A 13,363-nucleotide genomic window follows, 5' to 3' on the forward strand; every position below is an offset into this window, starting at 1 on the left:
GCTGTTTCAAATACACGGGCGTGTGCTTTCAGGAAGGAGCCGGAGCAGCCAGCTTCAGATAACGCCGCAAACGCTCCTGCTCCCGCGGCGTGAAGGTCAGGCCGAGTTTGGTTCGCCGCCAGAGAATGTCTTCGGCCTGGGTCGCCCATTCTTCTCGGCACAGATAATCCACTTCCTGTGCATACAGGTCCTGGCCGAGGCATTCACCCAGGTCGGCAATCGCACGAGCCTCACCCAGCATGCGCCAGACGCGATTGCCATAAAGGCTTGCCCAGCGCTGCGCCAGCGACTCATCGATACCCTGGACCTTTGCTTTCAGCTCTTCGGCCAGGGCCTGCGGCGTGCTCATGTCTTCGCCGCCGGGCAGGCTTTCGCTGGCCGTCCAGGGCATGCCCATACCCACGAAATAGGGGCCTAGTTGCGTCAGTACCGCCTCGGCCAGCCGGCGATAGGTGGTCAGCTTGCCGCCGAATACCGAGAGCAGGGGCGCCTGCTGCGCGGTCGTCAGGGACAGGCTGTAGTCGCGCGTGACCACGGCGGGGTTGTTGGCCTGATCATCGCGCAACGGACGGACGCCAGCGAAGCTGTGCAGGATGTCCCGGGCCGTCAGTTGCCGGCGAAAATGGGCGTTGCTGACTTCCAGCAGGTAGCGGATCTCGTCCTCGCTGATAGCGACCTTCGCCGGGTCGCCCCGGTATTCACGATCCGTGGTGCCGATCAGGGTGTAGTGCTCCAGATAGGGAATCACGAAGACAATGCGCTGATCCTCGCTCTGCAGGATATACGCCTGCTCGCCCTCATATAGCCTGGGTACGATGAGATGGCTGCCCTGCACGAGCCGGATGCGATAGGGCGAACGCTGTTGCAGGTTTTCCCCGAGAAATTGCGCCACCCAGGGGCCAGTGGCATTCACCAGCGCCTTGGCGCAAAGGGAAAGACGAGTGCCGTCCGCCTGCTGCAACTCGAGATGCCAGAGACCATCGTCCCGCCGGGCGCTCAGGCAGCGGGTGCGCGTATGGATGTGCGCGCCTTTTTCCCGTGCCGCCATGGCATTGAGCACGACCAGACGCGCATCGTCCACCTGGCAATCCGCGTATTCGAAGCCACGCCGGATGTCCGGCTTGAGCGGGCTGTCGGCGCCGAAATGCAGGCTGCGCGAGGCGGGGAGCCGTTTGCGTCTGCCGAGATGATCGTAAAGAAACAGGCCGGCGCGGATCACCCAGGCCGGGCGCAGATGCGGGCGGTGCGGCAGCACGAAACGCAACGGCCTGATGATATGCGGCGCCTTGGCGAGCAGCACTTCGCGTTCCGCCAGTGATTCGCGCACCAGACGGAACTCGTAGTGTTCGAGATAACGCAGGCCACCGTGGATCAGCTTGCTGCTCGCCGAAGACGTATGGCTGGCGAGATCGTCGCGCTCGCAGAGAAACACCGATAGCCCGCGACCTGCCGCATCGGCGGCGATACCCACGCCATTGATGCCTCCGCCGATCACGGCGATGTCGTAAATCTCGGAGACGATGCGGGCAGGGTCAGTCACGGTGCTCTCATGCCGAATGAACAGGCGCGCATCGTATCACCCTGGATCAGCCCTCATCCCAGTCGCGGGTGCGGCTGACCGCCTTCCGCCAGCCGCTGTACAGCGCTTCACGCCGCCCCTCATCAAGGGCCGGCTCGAATATGCGCTCGACGCTGGCCTTGCTGCGCAATTCATCCAGACTGCACCAGAAACCGCTCGCCAGCCCCGCCAGATAAGCGGCGCCGAGGGCGGTGGTTTCCTTCATCCCGGGGCGCTCGACCGGAGTGCCGAGCAGGTCGGCCTGGAACTGCATAAGGAAGTTGTTGGCGACCGCGCCGCCATCCACCCGCAGCGAACGCAGGGGCGCGCCGGCGTCCTTCTGCATGGCGTCGAGTACATCACGGGTCTGGTAGGCGATGGACTCCAGGGCGGCGCGAATGATGTGGTCCATCTTCACCCCGCGCGTCAGGCCGAACAGCGCGCCTCGGGCACGCGGGTCCCAGTAGGGCGCGCCGAGCCCGGTGAAGGCCGGCACCAGATAGACGCCGTTGCTGTCCCTGACCTTGCTGGCGAAGTATTCGGAATCCAGCGAATCGTTGATCACCTTCAGCTCGTCGCGCAGCCATTGCACGGTCGAACCGCCATTGAAGATCGCCCCTTCCAGCGCATAGCTGACCTCACCGCGCGGACCGCAGGCGAGGGTGGTGAGCAGGCCATGCCCGGATTGCACGGCTTGGGTGCCCGTGTTCATCAGCAGGAAGCAGCCCGTGCCATAGGTGTTCTTGGCCTGGCCCGGTTCGACGCACATCTGCCCGAACAGCGCGGCCTGCTGGTCGCCGGCGATCCCGGCGATGGGAATGCCGGTGCTCTGGCCCGTGCCCAGATAGGCATGGCCGTAGACCTCGGACGAAGAGCGAACCTCAGGCAGCATCTGGCGCGGGATATCCAGCGCCTCCAACAGCGCCGGGTCCCAGTCCAGTTTATGGATGTCGTAGAGCAGGGTGCGCGAGGCGTTGGTGTAGTCGGTGACGTGTGCCTTGCCCTGGGTCATCTTCCAGACCAGCCAGCAATCGACGGTGCCGAACAGCAGTTCGCCCCGGCGCGCGCGTTCGCGGCTGCCTTCGACGTGATCGAGAATCCACTTGATCTTGGTGCCCGAAAAATAGGGATCGATGACCAGGCCGGTGGTGCTGCGGATATGCTCCTGCATGCCGTCGCGCTCGAGCTGATCGCAGATCGGCATGCTCTGGCGGCTCTGCCAGACGATGGCGTTGTGGATCGGTCGTCCGCTGGCCTTATCCCAGACGATGGTGGTTTCGCGCTGGTTGGTGATCCCGATTGCGGCCACTTGCTCATTGGTGATGCCGACCTGTGCCAGCGCCTCGACGAACACGGCGCTCTGGGTGGCCCAGATTTCCATGGGATCATGTTCGACCCAGCCCGGTTGCGGATAGATCTGCGCGAACTCGCGCTGGGCGATGCTCACCACGTTGGCATTGTGGTCCAGCACGATGGCACGAGAACTGGTGGTGCCCTGGTCGAGGGCGACGATAAATTGCTTGTTGTTCTGGTTGCTCATGGTGATGACTCCTTAGCAGGCCGTTGAAAAACGTAGGCGAGGCAGGCAAGACAAGGCAAAAACAGGCGAGGACGCGGAGTTTAGTGGTCTAAATGAGCAGTACTCACTTCGTTCGCCCTTCGGGCCGCGCTGAAGCGCGTTAGCCGCAAGCGACTTTCCGAGCCTGTTTTTAACGCAGGATTGCCAACGCAGGTAGTTTTTCAGCGGCCTGTTAGAGCTATTCGAGCGCTAGACACTCCGTGCTCGATACCGTAACCGGCTTTGCCTCCGGGTGCTTGAAATCGTCGTCAGCCAGGCACTCTTTTCAGTGTTTCCGGGTCCGCCTTGCCGTCGTAGAAGGCATCCAATACCTGCCGGAAAATCGGATTCTCAGGGGCAGCTGAGGCGAACAGCGTCATGCTCGAGCGCAGTTTCAGATCGTCAGGCGAGCCGAGTATCTGCCGCGCCGTGCGGCCAGTGTGTTGCAGCAGTGCCTGAGCACATTCCTCCAGCCGGCGGCCTAGTAGGGGATGCTGTAGATAAGCGACCGCTTCGTTAAGGTCGGCGATGGCGTAGCGCTCCGCCATTGCACTGCGACCAAGCCCCGCAATCTGCGGAAAGACGAACCACATCCAGTGACTTTGCTTGTGCCCGGCTTCCAGCTCGGCCAGCGCATCCTGATAGTGGGAATGCTGGGCATCGACGAAACGCTTCAGATCATGGCTATCGGGCATGGAGCCTCCATATATGCAGCGGCTGCTGCGCGTGCCTGGTTCAGCAGGAAGCATGGCCGCAACCGAGCGGGCGCCGGCATGGCCGGCTCGGTTTATTGGCGATGGCCCGGTGCCGGTTAGTCATCGTCATCCAGATGAAACTTGTGAAAAACCCGATGCGGAACAGGGGCGATGACGATGCTGCTGGTGGCGACGTAGACATAGCCACAGAGGATGCCATACAGGCTGGCAAACAGCTGGCCGGTGATCCGATTCTGGCAGGACCGACAGGCCCTGGCCGCTCATCAGCGTCGTGGAAGCCACTAGAGCCGTGATGAACGACATGTCGTCGAAATAGATATGCCCGACCACGCCCACGGACAGGGAAAGCCCGACCAGGGTCAGCGCCAGCAAGACGTGGTTCAGCATGCGCTTGCGAAAGTGTTGCCTGGAGATTAGCGGCTTGTTTTTGTGCTCGTACATGACTTTACCTAACGAAGCTGGCCAAAAAAGGGGCAGATTTTTAAATACCCAACAGTTTCTCCTAAATAAATCTGTCCCCTTTTCCAACACTTTTCCATTGTTAGCATTTTTTGAATACATGACTCCGGTGATACTTCAAGTAACCGACCATTTTTACAGGGAGCTTTCTCAACCTAATTGCATCAGTTAACTCAAGCTTTTCGATATCATCTTTAGATAGAGCTGGAGAAAATATTACTTTTCCATTTTTGTCAAAAGAAATTAACCCCATATCAAACAAGTGGTCTAGCGTTGGCTGTAAGAGAAGACCGTTTATTGGATCTAACCGTTCATGATTAGATGAATCCCGCCATGGTTTTATATGCGATGCTCGAAGCAAAGAAAGATTGCTTAGGCCAGTAACAGCACAACCTCCCCAAAATGCTATCACGTTATCCCTAAATAAGCCTTGCCCAATACGGCTTTTTACAATTGAATCCCTCTCTGTTTTATCCAGTGTTTTGTATTCGTCTTTGTGTGATTCAATGTCATCAAATATGTCAGGGTCATGGGTTTCGTTTCCAACACTAAAAATGAATTGACTTGAATCCTCAGTAAGCAGGGAATATTTTTTTAAATGGATCTGCCCATAGTAAACGAATGGCGTATGATGGATTTCTCTATAAAATAAGTGTATTTCGTCATTAGTAGATCCAGCATTTACGATCCTAGTATCTGATGAATGCTTTTTTCTCCTTCCCAATGAAGCAAGTCGCCATCCAAGTAATCTTTGTATTGAGTAAGCGCTTGCTGCTTTTCTTTTGTAACAAATAGAATGATGTAATTGGTTCCAGAAGGTGTGACCACTCCCCTCGAAATAGCCTGGAATCCTTTGTATCCCTAAATATCGGCTAAAAATGGACGTTCATATTCCTGCCCAATTTCCAGTTTCTCAAAGCTGATTGGCACGATATCTCCTTTTGGCGGCTAACGTTCGCAGCACGCGCGGCTTTTTAGTGTAGGCGAAGCCGCAACGGAAAAGCCGTCGCTGTGCCTGCGCTTGTTAAGAGGCGATCCGCTTGCACATGACATCAACCGTTACCCCCTTATATTCGCACCGCTCCAAATAGCGCCAGCCGAGCTTCTCATAAAATTTCGAGGCGAACTCAGTGTAAAGATACCAGGCATTAGCATTTGAGCGAGCTGCTTCAGCTTCGCACCGAGCGACCAATTCGGTAGCTATTCCTTGATGCCGGAAAGCCTCTTTTACATAAACGGCAGCCAGCCAAGGAGATAAATCTGGCCTAGTGTGCATATCGTTCTGTACTAGAGCAGCCGAACCAACAAGCTGACCCCCTGACACTGCAATAAAGATTGAAGGGACACCCTCATGCCTCGAAGCTTTAGCAATGGCTTCGGCTCGTCCTTCCAGAGTAAGCGACGAGTTCAAATGCTTCCACTCTGCATGATGAAGCTCCGCCAACTCCGCAATGAATTCCTTCTTATCAGCCAGAGGAATGATTTCCACAGTCTTTGCCTCTTAACGTCGAAATTCAGCGGCTGGCGTAGCCAGTCCGCTGGAATGACAGGTTAGAAAGCACTAGTCTTCCAGAACAACGGCACCTTTCCCGGCCGCGCCGATCCTGACAAGGTCAGCAGTGGTCCGAGCCGCCAGACCAGCAAAAGTCAGATTCGCGCCAGTACTCGACGCAGCTGCAGCAATGCGAACAAGATCTGCAGTCGTACGAGGTCCAGCGTTTAACCGAAAGCCACCACCCGCAGCAGCGATACGGACTAGGTCGGCAGTAGTACGTGATTCGAATGACACGATATTTACCCCTTGTGATTTCTAACAGTGATTAGACGGAATTCTTCATAATGGCGTAAGGCAGTAATCTATATAATCACAAAAATTAACAGTCACGATTTCTACGCCTGCCCTTTAAAATCAATGACCTACGAGCCTTGATGTGGGTTAGACCGAACGCTATCTAACCCACGGTAGGGCATACCCAGCAATGGCAGAACGCTACTATTTATCACTCGCCGCTGTCCACCCATAAAGAGCCTGACCTGAACTTCTGGGAACTACAGTGGTTCCTTGGCTCTTCGTAGGCACCGCCTTGGCTCGATCCCCAACCCTACTGCCGCTGATTACGAAAACAGCTCTGACAAAGCCGAAACTGGCGGCTGAGCACCGGCATCGCCTTGCCGCATTGCTGACACTTGCTCGTTTCCCCCGATACGCGCCGGCGGTCCGAGCTGCGCGGTTTGCGCCGCCGCGACAGCTCGCGGGTGATGGCCTCGTTGAGCAGGCTGCGGTGCCCTTCGGCCTGTTCCAGGGCGGGGAAGTGCGCCGGCAGCGTGCGGGCCAGGTGCAGGTAGGTTTCGATGACGTGCAGCGTGCTTTCCAGGGTGGCCAGGTCGGCCTCGATGAACAGGCGCGGTAGCTCGACCGGCTTGTCCTGCGCGACCTTCTTCAGCCATTGCTGGGCGTGGCTGGCAGCCGGGCTGTCGAGGCCGCCGCGGATCGGCGTGCAGGCGAATATCCAGCGCAGGCGCAGGTCGATCTGCGGGTCGTCGATCAGCTTGATCCACTCGGCCAGCTCGTCCGGCAGGATGGAGATGAATTCCGCGCCATAGTTGATGTTGCGGTTGAAGGTCAGCCAGGCGCGTAGCAGGCTGGGGTCGCCCATCAGTTCGGCGATGGCCTGCAGGTGCTCGATGGAAGGCCGTACCTGGAACTGCGCGAGGTCCACCGGCTGGTCCGGACTATGGAACAGCTGCCGGATCGCTTGCAGCGTCTGGCCGTCCAGCGCGGTGATGGTGCCGCTGTCGTGATGGCCGAAGCGCCCGGCGCGCCCGCCGATCTGCTTGACTTCCTGCACCCTGAGCTGGCGGTTCTGGATGCCGTCGTATTTTTCATCCGTGTAGAAACACAGGGTATGCGCCGGCAGGTTGAGGCCCATGCCCACCGCATCGGTGGCCACCATCAGGTCCGCTTCGCCTTCGCGAAAACGTCGGGCCTGCTCGCGGCGCACTTCCGGCGACAACGCGCCGTAGACCACCGAGACGCTCTTGCCAGTCATCTCCAGCAGCGCCTTGAGTTCCAGCACGGTCTTGCGGCTGAAGGCCACCAGCATCGAGCCTTCGTCCAGTTGCTTGAGCGAGGTGGCGCGGCGGGCCACTTCCACCGGCGACAGGCGCTTGGTGCGCTTGACCACCAGATGGTCTTCGCAAAGGTCGCACAGCGTCTTCAGCGAGGGCTGGATCAGCATCGGCCCGGTCATGATCAGCTCCGGCGTGTAGGCACTCACCAGCGCATCGACCCAGGCCCAGCCGCGCTGCGAGTCGGCCATCATCTGCACTTCGTCGATCACCACCACATCCCAGTGCTGGTGGCGAAAACGCGCGAACTCCTCGACGGTGCAGCAGAAATGGGTGGCTCCTTCGCGAATGATCTCTTCCTCACCGGTGACCAGCGAGCAGGGCACGCCCATGGACTCGATGCGTTCCTGGTTCTCCAGCGCCATCAGCCGCAGCGGCGACAGGTAGATGGCATGGGTGACCGCCGTCATCGCTTCGATGGCGCGGTGCGTCTTGCCGCTGTTGGTGGGGCCGAGGAGGGCAGTCCAGGTTCGCGTCAGGCGCCGCGCCGCGTAGAGCTTGTGGTAGTGCATGAAGCGCGGATCGCTTTCCAGCAGCACCGCGAAAGTCATTTTTTCCTTGTGGTCCTGGCGGGCGAAGCGGATGGTGCGGCGCAGCTTCTTCGGCTCCATCATGAAGACTTCGGTCAGACGCTTCTCGCCCAGCACCTGCAGGTCGAAGTCGCCGGCTTCCTCGATCATCATTTCGAACTTGGCGATCAGCGCCTGGCGATCCTCCTCCTTGCGCTCGGCCACTTCGCGCTCACTCAGCACATGGCCCTGGCCAGCTGGGATGCGTCGCTGCAGGTCCAGTGCGACGTCGCCATGGCGTAGTTCAACCACGTAGCGCAGTTCGTGCTTCACCTCGTTGAGGATATCCACGGCCTTGTGGGCGAAGTCTTCGACCCGGGAAATCTTCGGCTGCAGCCGCTCCAGGCTTTGCGCTTTCTGTTCCTCGCTCATGCTGGCGAAGGGCTTTTCCAGCACGCGCAGCCGACTCAGCACCAGATCCTGAATGGCGCTGCGCACATGGGTTTCGAATTCGTCGCTGGAGCTGCTGGTGTCGATGCGCAGGGCGATATCGGGCTCAAGCAGGTTTTGCACCGGGCCACAGTCGAAGTGTTTTTCGATCCCGTGGATATCGACGCTGCAACTGAAATCGTTGAGATCGCGATTGAGCAGGCGACCGATCAGACTGGCCGGATCGACCGCTTGCAGGGCGGACTCGACCGCCGTCTCATCCAGCCCCAGCCAGAACAGCCGGGCGGCGCGACCAATCTCCGGCGGCTGATGACCGATATAGGTGGCGAACCATGCATCCTGATGCTTCTTCTTCTGCACGAACCCGGGATGGCGCTCGGCAGCCCAGCCGAGAAAGCGATGCAGCCGCTCCAGACCGATGGTGTTGCGATGCCTGACTTCACCCTTGCGCATGATCGACGCCTTTCCTGATCAGTGGTGCGGCGAATACAGCCTGCCTGCTTGTGCAAAGTCAACAGGAGCAGGGGGGCGGGGGGCGTTTCTGGTAATCTCGACGGCGATGGCCATCAAGAAATCCGAACTCTATGTATCCCGGTGGAATCCTGCGACGCGCGGCGCGGCAGAAGGAATTGCAGACCAGCCTGCCGAGCATCGAACAGATCATCGAGTGGAACTGACCGACAATACCGACTCAGCGGATGAGCAATAAGTCCATGACCGAAGCCGACCTCTTGCAAACTCTCGTTCGTGGCGAAGACAGCCGCCAGCAGTTCAAACGTGATGCCAGCAACGTAGATGCACTGGCGGCGGAGTTGGCCGCTTTTGCCAACAGTGGTGGTGGGACGCTGCTCCTTGGAGTCAATGACGATGGCTCCGTGGCCGGATTGGATGCTGTCGCCGTGCGGCGTTTGAATCAGTTGCTAGGCAATGCGGCGTCGCAGCATGTGCGCCCGCCGGTGCATCCGATCACGGAAAACGTGCCGACGGCCAACGGCATCGTGATGGTGGTAACTGTGGCCGACGGTCTGTCCAAGCCGTATCTGGATGCTCAGGGGCGTTTGTGGGTCAAGCAGGGCGCGGACAAGCGCCATGTGACGTCGCGTGAGGAAATGCAGCGCATGTTCCAGCGCTCCGGGCTGGTGCGCGCCGACCGGGTGCCGGTGGCAGGCTCGACGACGGCTGATCTGGAGGACAAGGCATTTGCTGCGTACTTTGAACGCCGTTACGGCCAGAGCATTGAGGGCACGGGCGCAACCTTGGATCAAGTGCTACAGAACGTCGGCCGGGGCGACGGGCGTGAGCTGAATCTGGCCGGACTGATGTTGTTCGGTCGCAATCCGTTGCGCCGGTGCCCGGCATTCACGATCAAGGCAGTGGCCTTTCGCGGCACGGTGATCTGGGATACGCGCTATCTGGATAGCGAAGACTTCAGCGGCACGCTGGTCGAGCAGTTCAAGGCCGCGTTCGCCTTCCTCAAACGCAACCTGCACCACGTGCAGCACGGGCGCGGCTTCAATACCCTGGGCGAGCTGGAGATACCCGAAGCGGCTCTGGAGGAACTGCTGGTCAATGCGCTGGTACACCGCGACTACTTCACCAGCGCGTCGATCCGCATCCTGGTGTTTGCCGACCGGGTGGAGATCATCAGCCCCGGCCACCTTCCCGACAGCCTGAGCATAGAGGATGTGCGCCAGGGTAAAACCAACCGCCGCAATCCGACGCTGACGGAGCATGCCTTCAAAGTGCTTCCGTACCGTGGTCTGAGCAGCGGTATCCCGCGTGCGCTGGAGGAATGGCCGCGTATCGACCTGATCGACTACGTGAGGGGCAACCAGTTCAGCGCTGTGGTGTGGCGGTCGAAACCGGAGTGGGTGAGTGCGACTGATCAGAGCAAAGGCGAGGGGATCGATCAAGTCACCCCCGAAGTCACCCCCGAAGTCGCACGGCTCTTGAGCGTATTACACGGCGCGATGGCCCGCAGTGATATCCACGCCGCACTGGGGCTTAAAGACGAGAAACACCTGCGCGAGGCCTACCTGAAGCCTGCGCTGAAAGCCGGCCTGATCGAGATGACCATCCCGGACAAACCCCGCAGCCGCCTGCAGAAATACCGCCTCACGGCCAAGGGCCGCTTGTTGCAGCTTGGCGAGTAAATGCTCAGACAGCATTCTCTTGGGGGCGTACATCAATCCCGAGACGAGATCGAGAAAGCTCTGCGTCTTGGCATCTGCCGCAATGGCGTGTGCTATGTGAAGAGCTGAGCAGGTCAGTGCTGGCAGAGTTTTAGACAGGCACTGTCTCTCTACCATATTACTGGTTTAACATAATATAGATTATACGAACTTCTGATTTATTCTGTGCTATCGTCTCTGCCTGATTTTAGAGGTGTTGATGGATGAATATGCCGCACGCAATGCGCCTCTTTGTACGTGTCGTGGATACAGGGAGCTTCACGGCTGCACAGCAAACAAAAACCTCACTACCCAAGCTTTTCCAGGCTGGCGTTGCCAGCCCGATCTGCAGCTGATTATGTAATAGCCTTTCATCTGAACAGTGTTTTTCCCGCTTCCGTCAGCCTTTAGGCTAGTCATGGGCAGGCGTTACCCTGTTCATCTCCCAAGTCGTCCTGCCCAGAGTGATCACGCATGGAAAAAATCTTATGGATTGCCGGCCTTGTCATCGCCGCACCGCTGGCCAGCGCTGAGCCGCAGTTATCTGACTATCAGTACGGCGATCAACTCGATATCGCCAAGGTCTTATCGCTGACCATTCCGGTGGGCGGATGCGAAGTGGTTGAAGCCACTATGACCTATCTTGATTCCAAGGGCGAAACGCATGTGATGCGTTACCTGCGCCAAGGCTCAGGCTGCCACGACTTTTGATAAGCGAGCGGCAGCCCGTAAGTCGCCTATCCGGTCGCTGAAAATCGTCCGGCTATTCCAGTGTGCCCGGATCGGACGCCGGGTCGTTCGGCACGCCGGGATTGGAGTAGCGATCCGGTGCCAGGGCCGGGTCATCCTTGTCGTCCTCAGGCATGGTCTCCACGGGCAGGCCATCTTCGGTCACGAGTCGGCCCTGGCTGTCCCGCTGCGTCTCCAGGGTTTCCTGGGGTGTCGGGTTGCCCATGGTGCTTGGCGGGGAGCCACGTTTATCTTCGGGTGTGCCTGCAGGCCACTGGGCGAATGCGGCGGACGATGCCATCAGGCTTGCCAATGCCACTATCTTGAATGTGCTCATGCAACCTCCTCGGTAGACGCCATGGCGCCGGACGGTGGTTTACAACGCGCGAGGCCCTGCTAGCGTTTCAGTAGGCAAGACAGCCACCCTCCGGGACGGACCACGACCCGGCGCTCGGACAAACGGTGAGAGGAAGGAATATGGCTACGCGCCTACCCCTGCTGACGATAGAAAGCATCCTTCGCAACCATCTTCACCCCTATCACTGCGACTGCCATGCTCAGGAAGACAGCCGTGTTACCGTTCGTCTGTATAAAGAACACCACGATGAAGAACTGACGGTTTTCGGCATCACCGACGAGCAGTGTCGTGATGCCGCCAATCTGGTGCGTCTCGCCCAGGAGCTGCGTTTCGAGCTTTACGCAACCCGGGGTGGCTCGAAGGGTTCCAAGTCCACCGAGCATTAGCCTGCCGCTTGCTGACTCAGCGCTTGGCTTCGACACCAGGTGCCTCGGCTCGTGTCAGATAGGCCTGAGTCAGTTGCGCGAGATGGCTGCGCATCCACTCCGCCATCGCAACCTCCTCTGCCAGGATGCGGGTACAGATTTCCTGGGTCTGGGTATCGCCTACTGCCTCGGCAGCTGCGATCAGGATTTCGTAAGAAGCGATCTCCAGATTCTCGAAGACGTAGCCCATCATTGCGCCCTTGACGATCTCGTCGTTGATCATCATGCCGCCCATGGCCTGCCCCATCGCCATCATCTTGCCGCCCAGGTCCTTGAGCCCGGAATAGGACTTGTCGTAGCGCTGCAGGCAGCTTTCGATCAGCCTGGCCTGGTTCTGGGTTTCGCTGATGTGCTGTTCGATGCGTGCCTTCAGCTCGGGATAGTGCTCGATGCGGCTGGCCTGTCTGGTGAGCATGGTTTCGGCCTGGGCTTCCATGGCATGGGCGTCACGCAGCCACTCGATCAGGCGTTCGATACGGATGTCGTTGCCGGTTTGTGCGCTTTGCATGTGCATCTCCAGATTTGGCGTTCTCTTTCTTGTGTGAAAGAAGGCATCCGGCAGAGTTCCCCGGGGCCGACTGGCTGCATCAACGTGTGGCGCGCAATCTGTCCATCAGCTCCGCATAGCGCTCCGGCAGGCACTCCAGGGCGTAGCGTGCGGCCTGTTCACGAATCGACACACGATCCCCCTCGAAATGCCGCGTCTCACTGATGCTTACCTGCCGCTCGTCCTGCTTCAGTGCAAAGGCGTAGCACTGGGTACCGCCACGATCCTCTTCGCTGTCGTCGGCCACTCCGGTGTTGGCAATGGCAATGTCGGCAGCACTGGCATTCAGCGCACCGAGCGCCATTTCGGTCGCGACTTCCTCGCTGGTCAGGCCAAAAGTCTCGATGGTGTCGAAGCTGACGTGCAGCAGCCGGTTCTTTGCGTTGGGCGAATACACGACGAATCCGCTGTCCAGTACCTGACCGCAGCCTGGGATATCCCCCAGCAGGGAAGCCATCAGGCCGCAGGTGCAGGATTCGGCAGTGGTCAGCGTCATCCGGACGTCACTTAGAAAGCGCACGATTTCGGCAAGGTCTCGCATGGTCCTGGCTCCGCTGAAATGCCCTGTTGGCTCAGTTTTCGGAGCCGGCACGCACAGGCAAAGTTCCACAGGTGAGTTTCGTCAGAAATCGAGAACCAATTCGCGCTCATCCGGTCTTTCTCAAAGTGGAGCCATAGAAGCTCTATGCCGCATACCAAAGCAGTTCAGTCTTGCCGTGCTCATTGGTTACAGCGCCACAAATGGTGGCTGTGT

General features: G+C 58.8%; 14 protein-coding genes. 4 read left to right on the plus strand and 10 right to left on the minus strand.

The features are described from left to right. Positions 1–28 precede the first annotated feature (28 nt). The 7 genes from glpD to ACYCFC_RS07670 form a co-directional block, all read right to left on the minus strand. Entirely contained in the window at positions 29–1,540 is a 1,512-nt protein-coding gene (gene glpD / locus ACYCFC_RS07640; protein WP_459653580.1) for a glycerol-3-phosphate dehydrogenase, read from the minus strand. Positions 1,541–1,586: 46 nt separating this feature from the next. Continuing rightward, positions 1,587–3,098, minus strand: a complete 1,512-nt coding sequence (gene glpK / locus ACYCFC_RS07645) for a glycerol kinase GlpK (protein WP_459653581.1) — start codon at positions 3,096–3,098, stop codon at positions 1,587–1,589. Between the two features lie 287 nt (positions 3,099–3,385). Further along, positions 3,386–3,811 (minus strand): DUF1810 domain-containing protein, encoded by a 426-nt coding sequence (locus ACYCFC_RS07650; protein ID WP_459653582.1) that lies wholly within the window; start codon positions 3,809–3,811, stop codon positions 3,386–3,388. Between the two features lie 126 nt (positions 3,812–3,937). Beyond that, complete coding sequence (locus tag ACYCFC_RS07655) at positions 3,938–4,273, minus strand: hypothetical protein (RefSeq protein ID WP_459653583.1); 336 nt, start codon at positions 4,271–4,273, stop codon at positions 3,938–3,940. Between the two features lie 100 nt (positions 4,274–4,373). Further along, positions 4,374–5,015 carry an HNH endonuclease gene (locus ACYCFC_RS07660; protein ID WP_459653584.1) on the minus strand — a complete coding sequence of 214 codons (642 nt, stop codon included), beginning with the start codon at positions 5,013–5,015 and terminating at the stop codon, positions 4,374–4,376. A gap of 300 nt (positions 5,016–5,315) precedes the next feature. Further along, on the minus strand, positions 5,316–5,780 hold the full coding sequence (locus tag ACYCFC_RS07665) for a GNAT family N-acetyltransferase (protein ID WP_459653585.1): 465 nt from the start codon (positions 5,778–5,780) through the stop codon (positions 5,316–5,318). A gap of 613 nt (positions 5,781–6,393) precedes the next feature. Beyond that, complete coding sequence (locus ACYCFC_RS07670) at positions 6,394–8,832, minus strand: helicase-related protein (protein ID WP_459653586.1); 2,439 nt, start codon at positions 8,830–8,832, stop codon at positions 6,394–6,396. Here ACYCFC_RS07670 and ACYCFC_RS07675 point away from each other — a divergent pair. From ACYCFC_RS07675 to ACYCFC_RS07685, 3 genes are all read left to right on the plus strand, one after another. Further along, positions 8,825–9,088: a hypothetical protein gene (locus tag ACYCFC_RS07675; RefSeq protein ID WP_459653587.1), complete on the plus strand. Its 264-nt coding sequence runs from the start codon at positions 8,825–8,827 to the stop codon at positions 9,086–9,088. The genes ACYCFC_RS07670 and ACYCFC_RS07675 overlap by 8 nt on opposite strands. Then, positions 9,078–10,532, plus strand: a complete 1,455-nt coding sequence (locus tag ACYCFC_RS07680; RefSeq protein ID WP_459653588.1) for a Fic family protein — start codon at positions 9,078–9,080, stop codon at positions 10,530–10,532. The genes ACYCFC_RS07675 and ACYCFC_RS07680 overlap by 11 nt, the downstream gene beginning before the upstream one ends. A 492-nt stretch (positions 10,533–11,024) precedes the next feature. After that, complete coding sequence (locus ACYCFC_RS07685; RefSeq protein ID WP_459653589.1) at positions 11,025–11,261, plus strand: DUF2790 domain-containing protein; 237 nt, start codon at positions 11,025–11,027, stop codon at positions 11,259–11,261. A 52-nt stretch (positions 11,262–11,313) separates the two neighbouring features. On the opposite strand, the gene ACYCFC_RS07690 is transcribed toward ACYCFC_RS07685, so the two are convergent. Next, the gene (locus ACYCFC_RS07690; RefSeq protein WP_459653590.1) at positions 11,314–11,616 is read right to left on the minus strand and encodes a hypothetical protein; all 303 of its coding nucleotides are present in this window, start codon (positions 11,614–11,616) and stop codon (positions 11,314–11,316) included. Positions 11,617–11,756: 140 nt separating this feature from the next. Here ACYCFC_RS07690 and ACYCFC_RS07695 point away from each other — a divergent pair, with 140 nt between their 5' ends. Continuing rightward, positions 11,757–12,023: a DUF1652 domain-containing protein gene (locus ACYCFC_RS07695; protein WP_181085409.1), complete on the plus strand. Its 267-nt coding sequence runs from the start codon at positions 11,757–11,759 to the stop codon at positions 12,021–12,023. A 16-nt stretch (positions 12,024–12,039) separates the two neighbouring features. On the opposite strand, the gene ACYCFC_RS07700 is transcribed toward ACYCFC_RS07695, so the two are convergent. Then, a complete protein-coding gene (locus ACYCFC_RS07700) occupies positions 12,040–12,570 on the minus strand; it encodes a ferritin-like domain-containing protein (RefSeq protein ID WP_181085408.1) in 531 nt (176 codons plus the stop codon). 79 nt (positions 12,571–12,649) lie between these two features. After that, the gene (locus tag ACYCFC_RS07705) at positions 12,650–13,150 is read right to left on the minus strand and encodes a CinA family protein (protein ID WP_181085406.1); all 501 of its coding nucleotides are present in this window, start codon (positions 13,148–13,150) and stop codon (positions 12,650–12,652) included. Positions 13,151–13,363 lie beyond the last annotated feature (213 nt).

This window comes from Stutzerimonas sp. NM35 (genome assembly GCF_054604355.1).